This is a genomic window from Streptomyces sp. JNUCC 64 (assembly GCF_054484115.1).
On the sequence record NZ_CM137015.1, the window covers coordinates 6,309,484 to 6,331,407 of the forward strand.

The 21,924-nt window shown below is 75.4% G+C and carries 18 protein-coding genes; 8 read left to right on the forward strand and 10 right to left on the reverse strand.

Going from position 1 to position 21,924, the window contains the following annotated elements; translation table 11 throughout:
* Positions 1-189: 189 nt before the first annotated feature.
* Both ACVWNX_RS25965 and cobT read right to left on the reverse strand, forming a co-directional pair.
* On the reverse strand, positions 190-1,032 hold the full coding sequence (locus tag ACVWNX_RS25965) for an adenosylcobinamide-GDP ribazoletransferase (RefSeq protein ID WP_454410386.1): 843 nt from the start codon (positions 1,030-1,032) through the stop codon (positions 190-192).
* Positions 1,033-1,042: 10 nt separating this feature from the next.
* Entirely contained in the window at positions 1,043-2,263 is a 1,221-nt protein-coding gene (gene cobT / locus ACVWNX_RS25970) for a nicotinate-nucleotide--dimethylbenzimidazole phosphoribosyltransferase (RefSeq protein WP_454410388.1), read from the reverse strand.
* 697 nt (positions 2,264-2,960) lie between these two features.
* On the opposite strand from cobT, the gene ACVWNX_RS25975 reads away from it, so the two are divergent.
* Positions 2,961-4,001 carry a class I SAM-dependent methyltransferase gene (locus ACVWNX_RS25975; protein WP_454410390.1) on the forward strand — a complete coding sequence of 347 codons (1,041 nt, stop codon included), beginning with the start codon at positions 2,961-2,963 and terminating at the stop codon, positions 3,999-4,001.
* A 269-nt stretch (positions 4,002-4,270) separates the two neighbouring features.
* On the opposite strand, the gene ACVWNX_RS25980 is transcribed toward ACVWNX_RS25975, so the two are convergent.
* From ACVWNX_RS25980 to ACVWNX_RS25990, 3 genes are all read right to left on the reverse strand, one after another.
* Positions 4,271-5,686, reverse strand: a complete 1,416-nt coding sequence (locus ACVWNX_RS25980; protein WP_454410392.1) for a sulfatase family protein — start codon at positions 5,684-5,686, stop codon at positions 4,271-4,273.
* A gap of 371 nt (positions 5,687-6,057) precedes the next feature.
* On the reverse strand, positions 6,058-6,156 hold the full coding sequence (locus ACVWNX_RS25985; RefSeq protein WP_454414941.1) for a putative leader peptide: 99 nt from the start codon (positions 6,154-6,156) through the stop codon (positions 6,058-6,060).
* A gap of 230 nt (positions 6,157-6,386) precedes the next feature.
* On the reverse strand, positions 6,387-7,604 hold the full coding sequence (locus ACVWNX_RS25990) for a bifunctional adenosylcobinamide kinase/adenosylcobinamide-phosphate guanylyltransferase (protein WP_454410394.1): 1,218 nt from the start codon (positions 7,602-7,604) through the stop codon (positions 6,387-6,389).
* Positions 7,605-7,694: 90 nt separating this feature from the next.
* On the opposite strand from ACVWNX_RS25990, the gene ACVWNX_RS25995 reads away from it, so the two are divergent.
* Complete coding sequence (locus tag ACVWNX_RS25995) at positions 7,695-7,952, forward strand: hypothetical protein (protein ID WP_454410396.1); 258 nt, start codon at positions 7,695-7,697, stop codon at positions 7,950-7,952.
* A gap of 200 nt (positions 7,953-8,152) precedes the next feature.
* Here ACVWNX_RS25995 and ACVWNX_RS26000 read toward each other — a convergent pair whose 3' ends face one another.
* Together ACVWNX_RS26000 and ACVWNX_RS26005 are read right to left on the reverse strand one after the other, a co-directional pair.
* Entirely contained in the window at positions 8,153-9,292 is a 1,140-nt protein-coding gene (locus tag ACVWNX_RS26000) for a S1C family serine protease (RefSeq protein WP_454410398.1), read from the reverse strand.
* Positions 9,293-9,430: 138 nt separating this feature from the next.
* Positions 9,431-10,444: an AraC family transcriptional regulator gene (locus tag ACVWNX_RS26005; protein WP_454410400.1), complete on the reverse strand. Its 1,014-nt coding sequence runs from the start codon at positions 10,442-10,444 to the stop codon at positions 9,431-9,433.
* 137 nt (positions 10,445-10,581) lie between these two features.
* On the opposite strand from ACVWNX_RS26005, the gene ACVWNX_RS26010 reads away from it, so the two are divergent.
* Positions 10,582-11,418 (forward strand): NAD(P)H-binding protein, encoded by an 837-nt coding sequence (locus ACVWNX_RS26010; RefSeq protein WP_454410402.1) that lies wholly within the window; start codon positions 10,582-10,584, stop codon positions 11,416-11,418.
* 840 nt (positions 11,419-12,258) lie between these two features.
* Here the strand turns inward: ACVWNX_RS26010 and ACVWNX_RS26015 are convergent.
* A complete protein-coding gene (locus ACVWNX_RS26015) occupies positions 12,259-12,978 on the reverse strand; it encodes a class I SAM-dependent methyltransferase (protein ID WP_454414942.1) in 720 nt (239 codons plus the stop codon).
* Between the two features lie 71 nt (positions 12,979-13,049).
* Positions 13,050-13,679 carry a DUF3043 domain-containing protein gene (locus ACVWNX_RS26020; RefSeq protein WP_454410404.1) on the reverse strand — a complete coding sequence of 210 codons (630 nt, stop codon included), beginning with the start codon at positions 13,677-13,679 and terminating at the stop codon, positions 13,050-13,052.
* 387 nt (positions 13,680-14,066) lie between these two features.
* On the opposite strand from ACVWNX_RS26020, the gene ACVWNX_RS26025 reads away from it, so the two are divergent.
* The 5 genes from ACVWNX_RS26025 (at position 14,067) to ACVWNX_RS26045 (ending at position 20,626) form a co-directional block, all read left to right on the forward strand.
* On the forward strand, positions 14,067-14,861 hold the full coding sequence (locus ACVWNX_RS26025) for a PspA/IM30 family protein (RefSeq protein ID WP_454410406.1): 795 nt from the start codon (positions 14,067-14,069) through the stop codon (positions 14,859-14,861).
* A 31-nt stretch (positions 14,862-14,892) separates the two neighbouring features.
* Complete coding sequence (pspAA, locus tag ACVWNX_RS26030) at positions 14,893-15,171, forward strand: PspA-associated protein PspAA (RefSeq protein ID WP_454410408.1); 279 nt, start codon at positions 14,893-14,895, stop codon at positions 15,169-15,171.
* Positions 15,172-15,281: 110 nt separating this feature from the next.
* Positions 15,282-16,613, forward strand: a complete 1,332-nt coding sequence (locus ACVWNX_RS26035) for a sensor histidine kinase (protein ID WP_454410410.1) — start codon at positions 15,282-15,284, stop codon at positions 16,611-16,613.
* Positions 16,610-17,287, forward strand: a complete 678-nt coding sequence (locus tag ACVWNX_RS26040) for a response regulator (RefSeq protein WP_454410412.1) — start codon at positions 16,610-16,612, stop codon at positions 17,285-17,287. The genes ACVWNX_RS26035 and ACVWNX_RS26040 overlap by 4 nt, the downstream gene beginning before the upstream one ends.
* 213 nt (positions 17,288-17,500) lie before the next feature.
* Positions 17,501-20,626 carry an efflux RND transporter permease subunit gene (locus ACVWNX_RS26045; RefSeq protein WP_454410414.1) on the forward strand — a complete coding sequence of 1,042 codons (3,126 nt, stop codon included), beginning with the start codon at positions 17,501-17,503 and terminating at the stop codon, positions 20,624-20,626.
* A gap of 87 nt (positions 20,627-20,713) precedes the next feature.
* On the opposite strand, the gene nadA is transcribed toward ACVWNX_RS26045, so the two are convergent.
* Positions 20,714-21,892, reverse strand: a complete 1,179-nt coding sequence (gene nadA, locus ACVWNX_RS26050; RefSeq protein ID WP_454410416.1) for a quinolinate synthase NadA — start codon at positions 21,890-21,892, stop codon at positions 20,714-20,716.
* Positions 21,893-21,924 lie beyond the last annotated feature (32 nt).

The window sequence follows — 21,924 nt, forward strand, 5'->3', positions numbered from 1 at the left end:
CCCGACGCTTGTGGAGCGGGCCGGAAGAGTGCCAGTGAGGAGCCTACGCTCCGTGACGCAGGTGCCGTCCACCCGGTGGGGACGCCACCGGACCGGGCGGCGTCACCCGGGGCCCGTCCTGTGGAGGCGGCCGTCCCCGCGGGGCGGGGGCGCTCGTCCCCCCTGGTCAGGAGCGTGCGTCCCCGGTGGTCAGGGGCCCAGGGCGAGGATCACGAGGGCGGCGGTGGCCGCCGTCTCCGCGACCGCCCCGAACACGTCTCCGGTCACCCCGCCGAACCGCCGGACGCACCGCCGCAGCAGCAGTTCCCCGGCCCCGCACCCGGCCAGCACCGCCGCCGCGCCGCGCACCGCCCCGTACGGGCCGTCCACCGCCGCGCCCAGCGCGGCGGCCCCGGCGGCGGCCAGCAGCGCCACGGCCGCCGCCCCGCCCCGGGGCACCGTCGCGGCGACGACCGCGCCCAGCCCGCCGGGCCGGGCCGCCGGGACCCCCGCACGGGCGGTGAGCGTCAGCGCCGTACGGGCGGTCACCCCCGCGATGACGGCGCCCGCCGCCCCCGCCGCCCAGGACGCCTCGTACAGCGCGGCGAGCACGGCGGTCTGGGCGAGCAGCGCCAGCACCAGGGTGACCACCCCGAACGGGCCGATGTCCGAGCGCTTCATGATCCGTAGCGCGTCCTCGGCGGGCTTCCCGCTGCCGAGCCCGTCGGCGACGTCCGCGAGGCCGTCGAGGTGGAGCCCCCGGGTGAGCGCGGCGGGCACCGCGACGGCGGCGACGGCGGCCAGGGCCGCTCCCGCGCCCGCCAGCAGCAGAGCGGTCGACAGCGCCGCCGCGCCGCCCCCGACGATCAGCCCGGCGAGCGGCGCCCACCGCATCCCGGAGCGCGCCGCGTCCCGGTCCCAGCGGGTGACCCGCACCGGCAGCACGGTCAGCGTGCCGAACGCGAAGCGGAGCCCCGGCCAGCGGCCGTGCCCGTTCCGGGGGGCGGACGCCGCCTCCCGGTCCTGTTCCCGTTCCCGTTCCTGCGCGGCCACGCGGGGCTCGCTAGCCGCGGGGTCCGGCGGCGGTCGCGTCCGCCGCGTCCGTGGTGCCGGCCGGGTCCGCCGCGTCGGCACCGGCGTCCGTACCGGCACCGGCGCCCGTGCCGTCGGCGTCGGCGTCGATGCCGGTCCCGGCATCGGAAGCCGTCGGGCCGTCGGCCGGTCCGGCGGCGTCGGCCGGGTCACGGACGGGCAGTTCCGCCGAGAGGGCGGCGGCGGCCCGCACCAGCGGCAGCGCCAGCAGCGCCCCGGTGCCCTCCCCGACCCGGACCCCCGGCGTCAGCAGCGGCTCGATCGCCATCCGGTCCAGCGCCTTGGCCTGGGCGGGCTCACCGGAGTCGTGTCCGGCGAGCCACCAGTCCGGGGCCCGGAACGCGATCCGCTGGGCGACCAGCGCGCACGCCGCCGACACCACCCCGTCCAGGACCACCGGCGTGCGGCGCACCGCGCACTGAAGCAGGAAACCGGTGATCGCCGCGAAGTCCGCCCCGCCCGTGGTGGCGAGCAGCCGCAGCTGGTCGCCGAGGACCGGACGGGCCCGCCGCAGCGCGTCCCGCACCGTCGCGCACTTGCGCATCCACGCCAGGTCGTCGATGGGCACCCCGCCCCGCCCGGTCACCACCGAGGCGTCGGTGCCGCACAGCGCGGCGATCAGCGTCGCCGCCGCCGTGGTGCCGCCCACGCTCAGGTCCCCGAGCACCACCAGGTCCGTCCCGGAGTCCACCTCCTGGTCGGCGAGGGCCACCCCGGCCAGGAACGCGGCCTCGGCCTCCTCAGGCGTCAGCGCGTCCTCGACGTCGATCCGCCCCGAACCGCGCCGCACCCGGTGCCGCGTCACCTCGGCGGGCAGCGCGTCCGGGTCGCAGTCCAGGCCCATGTCCACCACCCGCACGGGCACCCCCGAGGTGCGCGCGAGGACCGCCACCGGGCTCGTCCCGTCCAGCACGCCCCGCACCAGTTCGTGCGCGGTCCCGGCGGCCCGGGACGACACCTCCAGCGAGGCCACCCCGTGGTCGGCGGCGAACAGCACCACCTTCGGGTTCTCCACCGGACGGACCGGGACCGACGCCTGCGCCGCCGCCAGCCAGGCGCCCAGCTCGTCGAGGCGGCCCAGCGCCCCGGGCGGCACGTCCTGCCGTTCCCTGCGCTCCTCGGCGGCGTTGCGCAGCCCGCCGTCAGCGCGCTCGATCAGATCGGAGAAGTCGTCGGGATTCAGGGAGCTCATTCGCGGAACAGTACCGCCAGCGGTGCCTTCCGCGAGGTCCGGCCGCCCCCTGGGGGACCCCCGCCGCCGTGCCGGACGCGGACGCGGCCCGCGCGACCGCACCGGCCGTTGCCGCGAGGTCGCCGCCCCGGTCGTCACCGGTTCGTTCGTCTTCGCTCGCCACCGTCCGCCTGTTGCCGTCTCCGGTCGCCGTCGCTCGCCGTCCCCGGCCGCCCAGTGGCCGTCGCCCGGCGCTCGCCACCACCGGCTGGGCGGCTCGCCCACCGCTCGTCGTCCCCGGTGGCCCACGGTCGCCGTCCCCGGCCGCACCGCTCGCCGGGACGGGTCGCCACCGCTGTCCGGGACCGTCTCCCACCGGTCGTCTCCGCTCGCCACGGGCGTCCGGGACGTTCGCCCACCGCTCGCCGGGACGCTCGCCCACCGCTCGCCGGGACGGTCGTCCGGACTCGCCGGACGGCTCCCCGGGCGTGCTCGCGACCGGCCCCGGACGGCTCCCGCGCGGTCCCCCGCGCCGGGTGCGCCGCTGGTCCCCGGACGGCTCCCGCGCCGGACGCGCGGCCGGTGCCCGGGCCGGTGCGGGGCCGGGTCCCCGGACCCCGTCCCCGCGCCACCGCGCCCGCCACCGTCCGGGACGGCACGGGACGCACCGGACCGGACCTCGTTGAACCCGCCTCTTTGATGCTTTACGTTCCGGTTCGTGCCCCCCACGCGACCGTCCGCCGGGTCAGCAGAACCCGTCGGCACCCCCGCCGCCACACTCCCCTCCGCCCCGACCCGCCCCCCGTACCCCGCGCGCACCGCCGACCGCGCGCCCGTACGCCCCGCGTGCCCCTGGTGCGGTGCCGGCACCCCGCGCGCCCGGTTCCGCGTCACCGCGCCCCCCGGACCGCTGGCCGAGTGCCGGGTCTGCGCCCACGTCTTCCGGCCCGCGCCCTCCGGCCGGGAGGGCTCCCCGGACGCCCCCGACCCCGACCCCGCGCGGGAACCCGTTCCGCAGCCCGCCCCGGAGCCCGACCCTGACCCCCGCGCCGCCCGTCGCCACGACCGCGACCACCGCGCCGCGGCCCGCGCCCTGCTGCCCTTCGGCGAACCCGAGAGCTGGCTCGACACCGGCCCCGGCGCCGTCCGCTTCGCCACCGTCGCCCGGCTGGTCCACCCCTACACCGCGTTCGACGCCCTCGGTCCCGGCCCCGGGGCCGCCCGCGCCCTCGCCGACGGACGGCTGGACGAGGTCCACCCCGGCCCCCTCGCCGAACTGGCCGCCCGGCTCCCCGGCCGCTACGACGTCCTCAGCATGTTCCGCCATCTCGAACGCGTCCCCGATCCCCGGGCCGAACTCCGCGCCGCCCACCGCGTCCTGCGCCCCGGCGGCCACCTCCTGATCGAGGGCACCGACCCCGGCAGCCGGGCCGCCCTCCTCCTCGGCCGCTGGTGGGCCCCCTACCACCGGCCCGGCGTCCGCCAGTTGATCCCGGAGGACAACCTCCGCCGCGAACTGCGCGCCCTCGGCTACACCCTGGTCCTGGCCGACCGCCGCGCCGCCCACCGCCCGGCGGGCCCCGGCACCGCCGCCGCCCTGTTCCTCGCCCGCCGCGCCCCCGCCCCTGCGACCACCCGGCCTGGCCCCACGGCCCGCCTCGGCGCGGCCCTGGACCGGGCCTGCGCCCCCCTCGCCGCCCGCACCCGCTACGCCCACGCCTACCGGCTGATCGCCCGCCGCGACGCCGACCCCGGATAGACCCGTCCCTCCGGACCGGATTCCGCCGGCAGCCCGCATCCGCAGTCCGCAGCCGGAGGTCCGGAGCCCGGAGTCGGAGCCCGGAGCCGGAGGTCCGGAGCCCGGGACCGGAGCCCGGGACCGGAGCCCGGGACCGGAGCGGGCGAGCGGGCGAGCTGGCGAGCTGGCGAGCGGGCCGGACGGACCGTCACGGCGCGCGCGGCCGACGGCCTCGGCGAGGGCCGGTCGGGTCCCGGCCGGTCACGCCCGAGCCGCCCACCCGTGACCGGTCACGAGGGGTACGGCAGCAGCCCCCGGTCGATCCGCTCCCACGCGGCCCTCAGCTCGGTCAGCAACCCGGGCCGCACGGAGGACTTGTCGGCCTGTTCGCGGACGTCCTCCGACAGCCGGTGGAGGCGTTCCCGGCCGTCCTTGCCCCGGTGGTACTTCCACTCGCCCCGGCGCAGCGCCCGCTCCCCCCGGACCCGCCAGAACAGGTCGCGCCCGGGCACCTCGTCGCCGTCCAGCAGATAGCCCGCGAGGCTGACCCCGTCGAGGGGGTACGCCGGATGGGGCCGCGCCCCGCCCACGTCCAGCAGGGTCGCCGTCCAGTCGGGGGTGAACACCGGTACGGGGCTGACCTGTCCGCCCTCGATCCGGGCGGGCCAGCGCAGGATCGACGGGATCCGGATGCCGCCCTCCTGGAGGGAGCCCTTGTTGCCGCTGAGCGGCCAGTTGTACGAGAAGCGCTCGCCGCCGTTGTCGCTGGCGAAGAACACCAGGGTGTCCTCCTCCCGCCCGGACCGCCTCAGGGCGGCGAGGACCTCGCCGACCGAGCGGTCGAGGTCCTCGACCATCTCCCGGTACTTCGCCAGCGAGCCCCCGTCCTGGTGCCGCAGCGCCCGTCGGTCGCCCGCCTTGATCCGGCGGACGATCTCGGCGCTGGTCTCCTCGTCGCCGTCGGCGATCCACGGCCAGTGCGGGGTGGTGAAGTTGAGGTTGAGGAGCCAGGGGGCGCGCCCGTGGTCGCGGCTGACGTACTCGACGGCCCGTTCGGTCAGGACCCGGGTGTAGTAGCGCAGGTCGTGGTACTCGGCGTCGCCTTCGTAGAGGTCGTACTGGCCGCCGGAGCTGAGCTTGGAGTAGTACTCCAGCGCCCCGCCGAAGTTGCCGAAGAACTCCTCCCAGCCGGACCGGGTGGGGCTGTGGTCGGGCAGGTAGCCGCAGTGCCACTTGCCGATCAGCGCGGTGCGGTAGCCGACGTCGCGCAGCAGCGAGGCGAGGGTGGGGTGGGCGGGATCGAGTCCCACCGACCGGTCCGCGATCGGCTCGGCGAGCCCGCCCGCCGTCCGGCCCGGGTAGCGGCCGGTGTAGAGGCTGAACCGGGTGGGCGAGCAGGTCGCGGAACCGCTGTACGCGTCGGTGAACCGCACGCCCTGCCGGGCCAGCCGGTCCAGGTGCGGGGTGCGGATCTCCGGGGCCCCGTAGGAGGACAGATCGGCCCAGCCCAGGTCGTCACCCAGGATGAACAGCACATTGGGGCGGCGGGCGCGCCGCCCGCGCGCGGGGACGGCGCGGAACGGACGTTCGGCGGGCGGGGGCCCGTCGGCGGCGGCGTCGGACGCGGACAGTCCGAGGGCCGCCACCGCCCCGGCGGTGGTACCGCCGAAGGCGCGTCGGGACAGGGAGGGACCGGAGGAGGTCACAGGGGTGCTCCAGGCGGGGACGGAGGCCGCGCGGACGCGTGGCGCCGCGCGCGGAGAACGGGGGGACGGACCACCGACCGGACCGGAGGGGAACGGAACGCGACGGATGTCGTCCGGGAGGGGAAGGCGGAACGGGGGAGACGGGCGGGCCGGGCCTCGTGAGCCCGACCGGATCGACAGGGTCTGACCGGACTGACCGCGACGGGACCGACGGGATCCATCGCGAGGGGCCGGGCCGACAGACGACCGACAGAGCTGGCCGGGCCGACCGGACCGGTCGGAGCGACAGGCCGGACGGGACCCGCCGACCGAACCGGACCGGCCGGGCTCAGCGGGGTGGCCGGGTGCGCCTCAGCGCCCGGCCGGGCGCGTCAGACGTGACGACAGACGGCGCTCGCGACACGGACCAGGTCGACGTGGCGGCGCTCCACGAGACGGACCCCCGGGCCCGCCGTCGGCTGCTGCTGCATGCCCGCAGACACTTCCGGACGCCCCTCCTCCTGTCAACGCCCCGCCCGCCCCTTGGACTTGCTCTTCCACCGCCCGTCCCCCTCCGGCTCCGGACCTCCTCGGACCGACGCCCCGCGCGTCCCCCCCTCCCGGTCCCCGGCCCCGGTCCACCCGGTCCGCCCGCGCGAGGGCCGCGGCGGGTACGGGACGGCCCGTTCCCGCGACCCCGCCCGCCCGCGAAGGGCCCGCGTCACCCCCGCAGCACCAGCGCCTGTCCGGCCACCACCAGCACCACCTGCTCGCACTCCGCCGCGAACGCCGCGTTCAGCCGTCCCAGTTCGTCCCGGTAGCGGCGGCCGGACGCGGTCGACGGGACGATCCCCGAGCCGACCTCGTTGGACACCGCCACCACCACCCGCCGGGTCGCCCGCACCGCGTCCGTCAGCTCCCGCGTCCGGCGCCGCAGTTCCCGCTCGCCGCCGTCCGCCCACTCCGCGTCGTCCCAGGCGCCCACCGCGTCCATCGCGTCCGTCAGCCACAGCGACAGACAGTCGATCAGCAGCGGCGGACCGCCCGTCGCCAGCAGCGGCACCAGGTCGCAGGTCTCCTCGGTGCGCCAGGAGCCCGGCCGCCGCTCCCGGTGCGTCCCCACCCGCGCCGCCCACTCGTCGTCGTGCGACGACCCGTGGTAGTTCCCGCCGGTCGCCACGTAGACCACCCCGGGGAAGGTCTCCAGCCGCCGCTCGGCCTCCACCGACTTGCCCGACCGGGCCCCGCCCAGCACCAGCGTCCGGCGCGGCACGTCCGGCACCTCCTCGTACGCGCCCACGGTGAGCGTCGTCCCGTCCGGCACCGCCCGCGCCCCGGCCGCCGCCAGCCGCCGCGCCAGCTCCGGGCCCTGCGGCACCCCGTGGTCGAGGTGGACCGCCACCACGTCCGTGGTCGGGCCGACCGCGCCCGAGTCCCGCAGCCGGGCGAGCGCGTCCGGCCGCCCCACCACGTCGGCGAGCACCAGGTCGTAGCGCCCGTCCGGACCGGCCGGGTCGGCGAGCCCGGCGGGCGCCGCCCCCGGCGGCAGGTACAGCAGCCGCTGGCCGTCCGGGCCGGTCACCGCGTACCCGGTGCCGGGGGAGTCCATCGGCACGGCCCGCACCCGGTGCCCGGTCAGCAGCGCCAGTTCCCGCCCGTCCGGCACCCGCCCCGGCTGCGGCAGCCCCGGCGGGACCTCCACCGGCGGACCGTCGTGCGGATGCGACAGCAGCACCTGACGGACGCCCGCCAGGGTCCGCCCGGCCCGGGCCGCCGCGAACGCGGCGCCCGGCGTCAGGTCCAGCAGCAGCGTCCCGTCCACGAGCGCCGCCGACGGGCCGCGCGCCGCCTCCCCGACGGCGAGGGCGCAGACGGCGCAGGGGCAGCCGGGGCGGGGCAGGCCGTCCGGCCCGCCGGTACCGAGCAGAGTGAGTTCCACGGGAAGATCCTCCCGCGCCGGTGCGCCGGACGCCCGCCCGGCTAGGCTTCCGGCTGCACGCACAACCGTGATCTACCTCGGGAGGCTGGCATGGCGACGTGGACGTGGCGGTTCGAGAAGGCCGACGGTACGGAGGTCGCCCCGGCGGTGGAGCCGGAGGAGTTCACCACCCAGGGCGACGCCGAGACCTGGATCGGGGAGCACTGGAAGGACATCCTCGCGGGCGGCGCCGACCAGGTGTTCCTGTCCGAGGACGGCACGGTGGTCTACGGCCCGATGAGCCTGCACGCGGAGCCCTCGGCCGAGCCCGGGGAGACGACGGGCGGGACGGTGGCCGACCCGGCCTGACCCCGTCCGCCCCGGCGACCGGCGGGGTCCGGATCCGGTCCCGCCCCGGCGCACCCGGTCCCGCCCGCCCCGGCCGGAGCACACCGGCCGGGGCGGGCGCCCGGGCGGTCGGGTACCCGCGGTCGGGGACCCGCGAACGGGTCCGTTCACGGACCGGTGACGACCCGTGGTCAGATCTCCCCGGGTCAGATGTCCCCGCGTCAGATCTCCCCGAGCGTGACCTCGACGGTGGACTCGTCGCCGCCCCGCAGATAGGTGACGGCCACCCGGTCGCCCGGCTTCTCCCCGGCGAGGACCTCCGCCAGGGCCGTGAGGGTGGGGACCGGCTGATCCGCCACCCGGGTGATGACGTCCCCCGGCCGCAGGCCCGCGTCGTCCGCGCCGCCGCCGTCCGTCACCGACACCACCGCCACCCCGGCGGGCCGCTGGTCCTGGTCGACCACCGTCCGCCCGGTGATCCCGAGCGCCGCCCGGCCCGAGTCGGTGACCCGGCCGTCCCGGATGATCTGGTCGGCCACCGTGGTCACCATCGAGGCGGGGATCGCGAACCCGATGCCCGGCGCGGCGGAGTTCCCGAAGGCCGGGTCGGTCGCCGCCAGCGTGGGGATGCCGATGACCTCGCTGTCCAGGTCCACCAGGGCGCCCCCGCTGTTGCCCGGGTTGATCGACGCGGAGGTCTGGATCATGTTCGCGATGGTCGCGCCGGTGCCGCCGCCGTCCGGGCTCTCGCTGACGGTGCGGCCGGTCGCCGAGACGATGCCCTCGGTGACGCTGGAGGACAGCCCCAGCGGGGAGCCCATCGCCAGCACGATCTGTCCCACCCGTACCCGGGAGCTGTCCCCGAAGGACGCCGGACGCAGTCCGGTGGGCACCCGCTCCAGCCGGACCACCGCGAGGTCCTGCTCCGGGTAGGAGAACACCAGCTTCGCGGTCAGCGGCCGTTCGCTGCCCGCCGTCGTCACCTGGAAGGTCCGTTCGTCCCCGATGACGTGCGCGTTGGTGACGATGTGGCCCCGGTCGTCGTAGACCACCCCGGAGCCCAGGTCCTGACGGCCCCGGATCTGCACCACGGACGGCAGCACGTCCGCGATGGCCCGTTCGTAGTCGCCCTGGAGGTCCTCCGCCGACCGCCGGACGGGCGCGGCGCGTTCGGTGACCGGGCTCGCCGACGGGTCCGGCGCGGCGGTCCCGTCCCCCGAGCACCCGGCGAGCAGCGCCGAGCAGCCCGCGAGGAGCAGCGCGCACCCGGCCGCCCCGGCCCGCGTCCGTGCCCGTTTCCCCGTCCCGGCCTTCGGGCGGAACCCGGGTCGACGACGGTCCCGGCGGCGGCATCTGTCCATGTCCGCAGTCTGGGCCCGGGCCGTCCGGGGAGCCCCGCGTTGTCCGTCCGAACGGGTGGGGGAGGGCGGCCGGGACCAGCCGGGGACATCGCCGGTGGGCCTCGGCGGGCCGCGCGGCGGGGGACCCGGCGCGGAACGTCAGACGGACTCCCGCTCCGTCCCGCCGACGACCGCCTTCCGGCCCCGGCCGGTGACCGCTTCCCGGACCGCCGTGCCGACCGCCTCCCGGCCCGGTCCGGTGACCGTCCCCCGGACCGTTCCGGTGACGGCCTCCGCGTCCCCGGTCGTCCCCCCGGCGTGCCGGTAGGCGCTGGGGCTCGCCCCGTGGACGCGTTTGAACGCCGAGCTGAAGCCGAAGGCGTCCGCGTAGCCGACCTGGCGGGCCACCGACCCGACGGTCGCCGTGGACCCGGTGAGCAGATCGGCGGCCAGGGCCATCCGCCAGTCGGTGAGGTAGGTCAGCGGCGGCCGTCCCACCAGCCGGGCGAACCGCTCGGCCAGCGTGGTGCGCGAGACCCCGGCCAGGGAGGCCAGCGCGGCCAGCGTCCAGGGCCGCTCGGGCGCCGTGTGCATCGCCCGCAGCACCGGTCCGACGGTGTCGTCGGAGAGCGCCCCGAGCCAGCCCGGCGGCAGCCCGTCCGGCTGGTCGAGCCAGCCGCGCAGGGTGCACACCAGCAGCCAGTCCAGCACCCGGTCCTGGACGACCTGCCGTCCCGAGGGGACGCCGTCGGCCTGGGCGGCGAGGAAGTCCAGCGCGTAGGAACAGCCGTCGCCGCCGGAGAGCACCACCAGCGGCGGCAGCACCCGCAGCAGCCGCCGGGCCACCTCGGTGCTCGCCTGGTAGGTGCCCACGACCAGGGTGGCGGGTCCGGTGGACGGCTCCCCGGACCCGTCGGCGGGCCGGTCGGTGAGGACCCGTCCCGTCCCGCCCCGGGCCACCAGGATGTCACCGGGCCGCAGCGGTCGCGGCCCGCCGCCGGGACGGTCCCCGTCGGCGTCGGGGACGTACCAGCCCTGGCCGTCGAGCGGTGCCAGCAGGGTCAGATCGGCGTCCCGCCCGAACCTCAGGTCCCAGGGCGGCGACAACTCGCGCTTGAGGAGCCCCGAGCCGTCCGTGCGGACGCCCCGGAGCAGTTCGTCGAACGGGTCCATGCGCCTCAGCCTAACGCCGGGCCGGACCGTTCCGGAGGGCCGGACGATCCGGACCGTTCCGGGGGCCGGACGATCGGGCATGCTCCCCGTACGGCGGGCCATGGGCCCCGTCGGCCGGGGCCGGTTGACTCTCCGTCATGACAACCGACACCCATCCGATCCTCGTCCTCGGCGGCACCGGCAAGACCGGCCGTCCCCTGGTCGCCGCCCTGCGGAAGGCGGGCCGCGCGGTACGGGCCGCGTCCCGGCGCGGCGAGACCCGCTTCGACTGGTCCGACCGGAGCGGCTGGGCGCCCGCGCTGGAGGGGGTGGGCGCGGTGTACCTGCTGGCCCCGCCCGACCCGGAGCTGGCCCCGCTCTTCGTCCGGGAGGCGGTCCGGGCGGGCGCGCGCCGTCTCGTCGCGCTGTCGGGGCGCGGCGCCGACCGGCTGCCCGCGCCGCTCTTCCGGTCCATGGACGCCACCGAGCGGGCGGTGCGGGAGTCCGGGGTGGAGTGGTCGGTGATCCGTCCCAACAACTTCGACCAGAACTTCGACGACGACCTGATCTGGCGGGCGCCGCTGCGGGCGGGACGGCTGGCCCTGCCGACCGGCGGCACGCCCGAGCCGTTCGTCGACGTCCGGGACGTGGCCGAGGTCGCGGCGGCCCTGCTCACCGGGGACGGCCACCACGGCCGGGTGTACGAGCTGTCCGGCCCGCGCGCCCTCACCTTCGCCGAGGCGGTGGGGACGATGGCCCGGGCGGCCGGACGGCCGATCGCGTACGAGGACCTGAGCCCGGAGGCGTACCGGGCGGAGCTACGGGCCCAGGGGCTGCCGGAGGAGGCCGTCGAGGAGCTGGACGTGCTGTTCGAGGCGATGCGGACGGGCGAGTACGCGGTCCCGGCCGACGGGGTCCAGCGGGTCCTGGGGCGGGAGCCCGTCGACTTCGCGGTCTACGCGGACCGCGCGGCGGCGGCCGGCGCCTGGTCCTGAGCCGGGTGCTCCTTCGGCGCCCGTCCCGTCCCGTCGCCGCGTTTCCGGGCGCGGCCCGTGGTGGGCCGCTCGCGCAGTTCCCCGCGCCCCTTTGGGCGCGCTGCCCGGCCGCAGGAATGACGGACCCGCCAGGGGGTGCCCCACAGGAGCGCGGGGAACGGCGCGACCGACCACCCACGCCCCGCACCCGGAAGCCGCAGACGCGGGAGCCGCACGGGCCTCCGCGAGCCGGACGGCGCTGTTGGAGCGCCCGAAGGGGCGCGGGGAACGGCGCGACCAGCCCACCACGACCGGCACCCGGAGGCCGGAGGGGCGGGAGCGCAGGAGAGGCACCCCCACGGGTCTCCGCGAGCCGGACGGCGCTGCTGGAGGGCCCGAAGGGGCGCGGGGAACGGCGCGACCAGCCCACCACGACCGGCACCCGGAGGCCGGAGAGGCGGAAGCACAGCAGAGGCACCACCCGCACGGGCCTCCGCGAGCCGGACGGCGCTGCTGGAGCGCCCGAAGGGGCGCGGGGAACGGCGCGACCAGCCCACCACGACCGGCACCCGGAGGCCGGAGAGGCGGAAGCACAGCAGAGGCACCACCCGCACGGGCCTCCGCGAGCCGGACGGCGCTGCTGGAGCGCCCGAAGGGGCGCGGGGAACGGCGCGACCAGCCCACCACGACCGGCACCCGGAAACCGGAGAGGCGGAAGCGCAGGGGGGCGCGCCACCCGCACGGGCCCCAGGCGGGACCACGGCCCCGTCAGGGAGGCTTCCCGGGCGTCGCGGCGGGGGCCGCCCGGGAACAGGAAGCCCAGCCGGAGGGACGGGAACGGGACGGACGGGGGAGGGGGCCCTACCCCCGGACCCCGCACAGGTGCAGCAGCGAGGCGACACCCCGGTAAGGATCGGTGCGCCCGGCCCGCTCCTCGGCGTCCAGCAGCAGGGCCAGGTCCTGCGGGCCCCCGCCCCCGGCCCCCGCCCCCGCCGACAGATCGGCGGCGTCGGTGAAGACCCGTACGCCGTACCAGGCGCGCAGCGGTGCGCCGATCCCGGCGAGGGTCGCGGTCAGCGCGCCCAGCCGGTCGCCGCGGACCGCCACCCCGTGACGGTCCCGGCCCACGACGGAGCCGAACGCGCCGAGCGCCCCCGCCCAGTCGCCCGAGAGCCCGGGGCGCATGGCCATCGCGTCGGCGTTGCCCACCAGCAGCGACACCAGACCGCCCCGGCCCAGCATCCGGGCCAGCCCGGCGACCACCGGATCGGCCTGGGCGACGTAGCGGAGCAGCCCGTGGCAGAGCACCACGTCGAAGCTGCCGGGCAGGAAGTGGACGCCGGTGTCCCGGCCGTCGCCCTCGACGAAGCGCGTCCGCTCCCGCACCTCCCGGGGCTCGGCGGCCAGCGCCGCCCGTGCCACCGACAGCCGCGCCGGGTCCTGCTCCAGACCGGTCACCTCGTGCCCGGCCCGGGCCAGCCGCAGGGCCTGCGCCCCGCGCCCGGTGCCCACGTCCAGCACCCGCAACGGCCGTCCGGGCCGGAACCGGGCGGCTATCTGCTCGTCGAGCTGGCGGGCCACCAGCTCACGGCGCACGACGTCCCGCAACTCCCAGGGGTCCCGCGGCCCACCCTCGGGGAAGGCCGCCGGGATCAGGGTCGGGCCCCGCGCTTGACCTGCGGCTTCGGCAGCCGGAGACGACGCATCTGGAGCGTGCGCATCAGACCGTAGGCGACGGCGCCGCGCTTGGGCTCGTCGGCGTACCGGATCCGCAGCTCCTTCTTGAGGCGGAACACCAGCAGCGCCGAGTCCAGCAGGATCAGCACGATCACGAACAGCCACAGCAGCAGCGCGGCGTTCTGGAGCTGGGGCACCCGCACCATGCTCATGACCAGGATGACCACGGCCATGGGCAGGAAGAACTCGGCGATGTGGAAGCGCGAGTCCACGAAGTCCCGGACGAAGCGCCGCACGGGGCCCTTGTCGCGGGCGGGCAGATAGCGCTCGTCGCCGCTCGCCAGCGCCTGGCGCTGCCGCTCCAGCGCGGCGCGCCGCTCGTCGCGGTTGCGCTTGGCGGCCTCCTTGCGCGTCGTCGGCGTATTCGCCACGCTGCGGCGCTGCGACTGCGCCACGGCGCGCTTGGGCGTGGGACGGCCCTTGGGCGCCTGCGGGTCACGCGGCTGCTTGGCGTCGGTCACCGACGCCCGCTCGGCGGCGTCGGTCTTCTCTGTCTTGGCACGGCTACGGAACACAAAACCCAAGGGTACGGGGTGGGGGCGCATGGACCCCAGTCAGGCGGGGAACGATCCGGCAACACCGGTCGTCCCTATGGAGACAGTCGTCCCGTTGGAGAGACCTGTGAGACAAGCGGGGAGACGACCGGAAGGTGCCGGATGGCCCGGATGTTCAGGTGTGTCCTGACGGAGCGGGTCGTCCGGGGCGTGAGCGGAGTCCGTCCGCCGGGCACGGGAAACGCCCGGCACGGCCCGTGACCGGCCGCCTTCCCCGGGTAGCACCTACTCCTTACGCCGGAGCGGAGCCGGACGCACTCGTCCTTGGGGAGGAGCGCATCTGACGCCGAACAGTGCGGTAATGGAAGCGGGCCCCTTACTGTGGGACCTGCAGCACAGTACGAGCCGGAGTCCGTCAGAAGGGGGCGCGCGAAGCCCATGAGCGGTGTCATGAAGCGTATGGGGATGATCTTCCGCGCGAAGGCGAACAAGGCCCTTGACCGGGCCGAGGACCCGCGCGAGACCCTCGACTACTCGTACCAGAAGCAGCTGGAGCTGCTCCAGAAGGTCCGGCGCGGGGTCGCCGACGTCGCGACCTCCCGCAAGCGGCTGGAACTCCAGCTCAACCAGCTCCAGAGCCAGTCGAGCAAGCTGGAGGACCAGGGCCGCAAGGCGCTGGCGCTCGGCCGCGAGGACCTCGCCCGCGAGGCGCTCTCCCGTCGCGCCGCGCTCCAGCAGCAGGTCAGCGATCTGGAGACGCAGCACCAGACGCTCCAGGGCGAGGAGGAGAAGCTCACCCTCGCCGCCCAGCGGCTCCAGGCCAAGGTCGACGCCTTCCGCACCAAGAAGGAGACCCTCAAGGCCACCTACACCGCCGCGCAGGCCCAGACCCGGATCGGCGAGGCGTTCACCGGCATCTCCGAGGAGATGGGCGACGTCGGCCTGGCGATCCAGCGCGCCGAGGACAAGACCGCCCAGCTCCAGGCCCGCGCGGGCGCCATCGACGAGCTGCTGGCCTCCGGCGCCCTCGACGACCCCACCGGCACCGCCAAGGACGACATCGCCGCCGAGCTGGACCGCATCTCGGGCGGCACCGACGTGGAGCTGGAGCTCCAGCGGATGAAGGCCGAGCTGGCCGGGGGCTCCGGCGGGCAGTCGGCCATCGAGGGCGGCCAGCGCGGCACCGGGCAGCCGCAGCAGCGCCAGGACGCCCCCCGTTTCGACAAGCAGTAGGACCGGCCGCGCACACGCCGAGGAGGGCGTCATGATCGTACGGATCATGGGGGAGGGCCAGGTACGACTGGCGGACAGCCACGTCGCCGAACTGAACACCCTGGACGACGAGCTGCTCACCGAGCTGGAGAGCGGCGACACCCCCGGCTTCCGGCGGACGCTCGGCGCCCTCCTCGACCGGGTGCGGGAACTGGGCACGCCCCTGCCCGACGACTCCCTGGAGCCGTCGGAGCTGATCCTCCCGTCCCCGGATGCCACCCTGGAGCAGATCCGCGACCTGCTGACCGACGAGGGTCTGATCCCCAACTGATGGCCGGATCCGGTCGGTTAGCCGATCCCACGGCCGATCCCACGGCCGGTACCGGTCCGGCCGGTACCGAGGCTCCCCCGCCGTCTGCCACGGGGTTAACGTTTCCGGATGTGACCCCCCTGGACCGGGCCCGGACCGTCCGCGACTGGCTGCGCGCCCACCCCGTCGTGGTGGACGGGGCGCTCGCCCTGGCCGTGCTCGGGGCGATGCTCTGCGTCGCGATGCTGAACCCGTACGGGCCGGACGCCCACCACGGCCCCATGGTGTGGAACACCCGCGCCCCCGACTCCCTCAGCCTGGTGCTGATGCCGCTGTCGGCCGCCGCCCTGGTGTTCCGGCGCCGGGCCCCGCTGCCGGTGCTGTGGGCCACGGTCCTGCTGTCCGCCGCGGAACTCCTGTTCAGCGAGCCGAGGGCACCCGTCGCGATGACCGCGGTCGTCGCCCTCTACACCGTCGCCGCCGCCACCGACCGGCCCACGGCCTGGCGGGTCGGACTGCTGACGATGACCGTGCTGACCGCCGCGGCCATGCTCGCCGGACCCATGCCCTGGTACACCCAGGAGAACCTGGGGGTGTTCGCCTGGACCGGGATGGCCGCCGCCGCGGGTGACGCCGTCCGCAGCCGACGGGCCTTCGTCGACGCGATCCGGGAGCGCGCCGAACGCGCCGAACGCACCCGTGAGGAGGAGGCCCGCCGCCGGGTCGCCGAGGAGCGGCTGCGGATCGCCCGCGATCTGCACGACGTGGTCGCCCACCACATCGCCCTCGTCAACGTCCAGGCCGGGGTGGCGGCGCACATCATGGACAAGCGTCCCGACCAGGCGAAGGAGGCGCTGGCCCATGTCCGCGAGGCCAGCCGCTCGGCGCTCGGGGAACTGCGCGCCACCGTCGGGCTGCTCCGTCAGAGCGGCGATCCCACCGCCCCCACCGAACCCTCCACCGGGCTGGACCGGCTGGAGGAACTCGCGGACACCTTCCGCAACGCGGGGCTGCGGGTCGAGGTGGCCCGGGGCGACCAGGGCGCCGGCCGCCCGCCCGCCGCGGTGGACCTCGCCGCCTACCGGATCGTTCAGGAGGCGCTGACCAACGTCCGCAAGCACGCGGGGGAGCGGGCCCGCGCCGAGGTGAGCGTGGTCCGGGTGGGTCCGCACCTGGAGGTCACCGTGCTCGACGACGGCTCCCGGGACTCCCGCGCCCCGGCCGCCGGTGCCCTGCCCCCGTCCCCGGCCGCCGACGCCCCGGCCGGGCCACCGCCCGCGCCCGCCCCTCCGGAGCAGCGCGGCGGCGGCCACGGACTGCTGGGGATGCGGGAGCGGGCCGCCGCGCTCGGCGGGGTCCTCACCGCGGGTCCCCGCTACGGCGGCGGCTTCCGGGTCCATGCGATCCTGCCGGTCAAGACCCGCGCCCGGAACGGCGCGGGCCCGACGCAGGAGGCACCGTGACCATCCGGGTACTGCTCGCCGACGACCAGGCCCTGCTGCGCAGCGCGTTCCGGGTGCTGGTGGACTCCGAGTCCGACATGGAAGTCGTCGGGGAGGCGTCCGACGGTGCCGAGGCGGTCCGGGTGGCCGCCGAGACGGTGCCCGACGTGGTGCTGATGGACATCCGGATGCCCGGCACCGACGGGCTCAGCGCCACCCGGCTGATCTGCCGGGACCCGGCGCTGGCCGGGGTGCGGGTGGTGATGCTGACGACCTTCGAGGTCGACGAGTACGTGGTGGAGTCGCTGCGCGCCGGAGCGTCCGGGTTCCTCGGCAAGGGCTCCGAACCGGAGGAGCTGCTCGGTGCGATCCGGCTGGCCGCGGCGGGCGAGTCGCTGCTCTCCCCGGCGGCGACGAAGGGCCTGATAACGCGGTTCCTCGCCCGGGGCGACGACACCGGCCCGGGGGGCGGAGCCCACTCGGAACGGCTCGACGCGCTCACCGGCCGGGAGCGCGAGGTGCTGGTGCTGGTGGCGGGCGGCCACTCCAACGACGACATCGCGGAGCGGCTCCGGGTCTCGCCGCTCACCGTCAAGACCCATGTGAACCGGGCGATGGCCAAACTCGGTGCCCGCGACCGCGCCCAACTCGTCGTCATCGCCTATGAGTCAGGGCTTGTTCGGCCACGTTCCTGAGGGTGGCGGCCGGAAACCGACGGGTCTCTCCACCGCGAGGTGTACAGCGTCTACTGCGGCTGCGGTATGCGTGGCATAAGGAAGGGGACCTGGGAGCGAGGGATCCGGCCTCGGTGATGGGTGAGGGTGTAAGCGGGAGGTAAGCAGACGCGCCTCCCTCCGTGCCGCTCACGGAAGCTCACGTGCCCAGCCACAGAAGAGAGACCGTCACCCATGTCCTGGCTGTCGAGATTCAGCCTTGCCCAACGCTCCCTGGTGGGGCTGGTGTCGATCATCGCGATCGTCTTCGGCGCCGTCACCATCCCGCAGCTCAAGCAGCAGCTCCTGCCCACCATCGAACTGCCGATGGTGTCCGTCATGGCGATGCACCCGGGCGCCTCGCCCGACGTGGTCGAGAAGCAGGTCGTCGAACCGCTTGAGAGCAGCATCGAGACCGTCGACGGCATCACCAGCATCACGGCGACCGCCAGTGAGGGCAACGCCGTCATCATGGCGCAGTTCGACTACGGTGACGGCTCCGACCAGATCATCGCCGACGTCCAGCAGGCGGTGAACCGGGTCCGCGCCCAGCTGCCGACCGACGTCGACCCGCAGGTCATCGCGGGCTCCACCGACGACATGCCGACCGTCGTCCTCGCGGCCTCCTCCGGCCGGGACCAGCAGGCCCTGCGCGAGCGGCTCGACCGCGCGGTGGTGCCGGAGCTGAAGGAGATCGAGGGCGTCGCCCAGGTCACCATCGACGGCGTCCGGACGCTCCAGGTCACCGTCACCCCCGACGACAAGAAGGCGGCGGCGGCCGGGGTCAGCGCCCCGGTGCTCGGCCAGGCCCTCCAGGCGGGCGGCGCCACCGTCCCCGCGGGCTCCTTCGAGGAGGGCGGGAACAACCGGACCGTCCAGGTGGGCGGCGGTTTCACCTCGGTCCGTCAGATCCAGGACCTGATGGTCACCGGCGAGGGCGTCAAGAAGCCCGTCCGGCTGGGTGACGTCGCCACGGTGAAGGAGGAGTTCGCCCCGGCCGACTCCCTCACCCGCACCAACGGCGAGCGCAGCCTCGGCATCATGATCACCATGGACCGGGACGGCAGCTCGGTCGCCATATCCGAGGCGGTCGAGAAGGCCCTGCCGGACCTCCGCGCCGACCTGGGCAAGGGCGCCGACCTCACCGTCGTCACCGACATGGGCCCCGCCGTCGCCAAGTCGATCGACGGCCTCACCACCGAGGGCGCCCTCGGTCTGCTGTTCGCCGTCATCGTCATCCTGGTCTTCCTGTCCTCGGTCCGCTCCACCCTGGTCACCGCGGTCTCCATCCCGCTCTCCGTGCTCCTCGCGCTGATCGTGCTGTGGAGCCGGGACCTCTCGCTCAACATGCTGACCCTGGGCGCGCTCACCATCGCCGTCGGCCGGGTCGTCGACGACTCGATCGTGGTCCTGGAGAACATCAAGCGGCACCTGGGCTACGGCGAGGAGCGCAAGGAGGCCATCCTCACCGCGGTCAAGGAGGTCGCGGGCGCGGTCACCTCCTCGACCCTCACCACCGTCGCGGTGTTCCTGCCCATCGGCCTCACCGGCGGCATGATCGGCGCCCTGTTCGGCTCCTTCAGCCTCACCGTGACGGCCGCGCTGCTGGCGTCGCTGCTGGTGTCGCTGACGGTGATCCCCGTCCTCTCGTACTGGTTCCTGCGGCCGCCGAAGGCCGTGCGCGGGGTCGACGCGGAGGAGGCCCGCCGTCTGGCCGAGGAGAAGGAGGCCAAGAGCCGCCTCCAGCGCTTCTACGTGCCGGTGCTGCGGTTCGCCACCCGGCGCCGTCTGGTCAGCCTCGGCATCGCCGTCGGCGTCCTGGTCGCCACCCTCGGCATGGCGCCGCTGCTGAAGACCAACTTCTTCGACCAGGGCGAGCAGGAGATCCTGACCATCCGGCAGGAGCTGAAGCCCGGCACCGGCCTGTCCACCTCCGACGCGGCGGCCCGCAAGGTCGAGAAGCTGCTGGCGGACGTCAAGGGCGTCGAGGACTACCAGGTCACGGTGGGCTCCGCCGGGTACCTGGCGGCCTTCGGCGGCAGCACCGACACCAACCAGGCGACCTACCAGGTCACCCTGGAGGACGACGCGACCTACGAGGACACCCGGGACCGGATCGAGGACGGCCTCGGCAAGCTGTCCGGCATCGGGGACACCACCATCTCCGCCGGTGACGGGTTCAGCTCCCAGGACCTCAGCGTCATCGTCAAGGCCGCCGACCCGGCGGTGCTGCGCGAGGCGTCCGACAAGGTCCGCGACAAGGTCGCCGCCCTGGACGACGTCGCCGACGTCCAGAGCAACCTCGCCCAGTCCGTTCCCCGGATCTCCGTGAAGGCCACCGAGAAGTCCGCCCGGGCCGGTCTCGACGCCGCCGCCCTCGGCGCGATCGTCACCCAGGCCGTCCGGGGCACCCCCAGCGGCACGGCGGTCCTGGACGACACCGAGCGGGACATCGTGATCCGCTCGGCGAAGCCCGCCGCCACCCTGGACGAGCTGAGGGACCTGCGGATCGGCTCGGGCCGCCTCGGCGAGCTGGCCGAGGTCGAGCTGGTGGACGGCCCGGTCTCGATGACCCGCGTCGACGGCCAGCGCTCGGCCACCATCACGGCCCGGCCGACCGGCGACAACACCGGCGCGGTCGGCACCGAGCTGCAGAGCGAGATCAACGCGCTGAAGCTGCCCGAGGGCGCCACCGCCTCCATCGGCGGTGTCTCCGAGGACCAGGAGGAGGCGTTCGCCTCCCTCGGCCTCGCGATGCTCGCGGCCATCGCCATCGTGTTCCTGCTGCTGGTCGCGGCCTTCCGGTCGCTGGTCCAGCCGCTGATCCTGCTGGTGTCCATCCCGTTCGCGGCGACCGGCGCGCTCGGTCTGCTGCTGGTGACCGGGACCCCGATGGGCGTGCCCGCCCTGATCGGCATGCTGATGCTCATCGGCATCGTGGTCACCAACGCGATCGTCCTGATCGACCTCGTCAACCAGTACCGCGCCCAGGGGTACGGGGTCGTGGAGGCGGTCATCGAGGGCGGTCGCCACCGGCTGCGGCCCATCCTGATGACGGCCCTGGCCACGATCTTCGCCCTGGTCCCGATGGCCCTCGGGGTCACCGGCGAGGGCGGGTTCATCGCCAAGCCGCTCGCGGTGGTGGTGATCGGCGGTCTGATCAGCTCGACGCTGCTGACCCTGCTGCTGGTCCCGACCCTCTACACCATGGTCGAGCTGCGCAAGGAACGCCGTCAGGCCAAGCGCGAGGCCAAGCGGGGCGGGGTGCCCGCCCAGTCCGGGGCCCCCGCCGAGGAGGCGCCGGAGCCCGTGCGCTCCTGATCCGGTCCCGTACGGGAGGAGGACCCCCAGCCCTGATGGGCCGGGGGTCCTCGTCGTCGCGCCCCGGGAGGCCGGGAGGCCGGAAGGCTAGGGAAGGGCCAGCATGCGTTCGAGGGCGAGCTTGGCGAAGTGCTCGGTGTCCGGGTCGACCGTGATCTGGTTGACGACCTTGCCGTCCGCCAGCGACTCCAGCGCCCACACCAGGTGCGGCAGGTCGATCCGGTTCATGGTCGAGCAGAAGCAGACCGTCTTGTCGAGGAAGACGATCTCCTTGCCCTCCGGGGCGAAACGATTCGCCAGACGGCGCACCAGGTTCAGCTCGGTGCCGATCGCCCACTTCGACCCGGCGGGCGCGGCCTCCAGCGCCTTGATGATGTACTCGGTCGACCCCACCTGGTCCGCCGCTGCCACGACCTCGTGCCGGCACTCGGGGTGCACCAGCACGTTGACCCCGGGGATCCGGGCCCGGACGTCCTCCACGGACTCCAGCGAGAACCGCCCGTGCACCGAGCAGTGCCCCCGCCACAGGATCATCTTCGCGGCCCGCAGCTGCTCCGGGCTCACCCCGCCGCCGGGCTTGTGCGGGTTGTAGACGACGCAGTCCTCCAGGGACATGCCCATGTCCCGTACCGCGGTGTTCCGGCCGAGGTGCTGGTCGGGCAGGAACAGCACCCGCTCGCCCTGGGCGAACGCCCAGTCGAGCGCCCGCCGGGCGTTGGACGAGGTGCAGATGGTCCCGCCGTGCCGACCGGTGAACGCCTTGATGTCCGCCGAGGAGTTCATGTACGAGACGGGCACGACCTCGTCGGCTATCCCGGCCTCGGTCAGCACGTCCCAGCACTCGGCCACCTGTTCGGCGGTGGCCATGTCGGCCATGGAGCACCCGGCCGCGAGGTCCGGCAGCACGACCTTCTGGGCGTCGCCGGTCAGGATGTCCGCGGACTCGGCCATGAAGTGCACACCGCAGAAGACGATGTACTCGGCCTCGGGGCGCGCGGCGGCGTCGCGCGCCAGCTTGAACGAGTCGCCCGTGACGTCCGCGAACTGGATGACCTCGTCGCGCTGGTAGTGGTGCCCGAGGACGAAGACCCGGTCGCCGAGCCTCTCCTTGGCCGCCCGGGCCCGCTCCACCAGGTCCGGGTCGGAGGGGGAGGGCAGGTCACCGGGACACTCCACGCCGCGCTCGCTGCGCGGGTCGGCCTCCCGTCCGAGCAGCAGGAGGGCCAGGGGGGTGGGCTGGACGTCCAGGGGCTGGGCGGTGGTCACGTCACGCACCCTTTCTCTGCGGGGTCTGACCC

Excerpts from the sequence above, each read along its gene's own strand:
- cobT (WP_454410388.1), bottom strand. The coding sequence starts at position 2,263 with ATGAGCTCCCTGAATCCCGACGACTTCTCCGATCTGATCGAGCGCGCT.
- ACVWNX_RS25985 (WP_454414941.1), bottom strand. The coding sequence starts at position 6,156 with ATGCAGCAGCAGCCGACGGCGGGCCCGGGGGTCCGTCTCGTGGAGCGC.
- ACVWNX_RS25995 (WP_454410396.1), top strand. The coding sequence starts at position 7,695 with ATGGCGACGTGGACGTGGCGGTTCGAGAAGGCCGACGGTACGGAGGTC.
- ACVWNX_RS26000 (WP_454410398.1), bottom strand. The coding sequence starts at position 9,292 with ATGGACAGATGCCGCCGCCGGGACCGTCGTCGACCCGGGTTCCGCCCG.
- ACVWNX_RS26005 (WP_454410400.1), bottom strand. The coding sequence starts at position 10,444 with ATGGACCCGTTCGACGAACTGCTCCGGGGCGTCCGCACGGACGGCTCG.
- ACVWNX_RS26010 (WP_454410402.1), top strand. The coding sequence starts at position 10,582 with ATGACAACCGACACCCATCCGATCCTCGTCCTCGGCGGCACCGGCAAG.
- ACVWNX_RS26020 (WP_454410404.1), bottom strand. The coding sequence starts at position 13,679 with ATGCGCCCCCACCCCGTACCCTTGGGTTTTGTGTTCCGTAGCCGTGCC.
- ACVWNX_RS26025 (WP_454410406.1), top strand. The coding sequence starts at position 14,067 with ATGAGCGGTGTCATGAAGCGTATGGGGATGATCTTCCGCGCGAAGGCG.
- pspAA (WP_454410408.1), top strand. The coding sequence starts at position 14,893 with ATGATCGTACGGATCATGGGGGAGGGCCAGGTACGACTGGCGGACAGC.
- ACVWNX_RS26045 (WP_454410414.1), top strand. The coding sequence starts at position 17,501 with ATGTCCTGGCTGTCGAGATTCAGCCTTGCCCAACGCTCCCTGGTGGGG.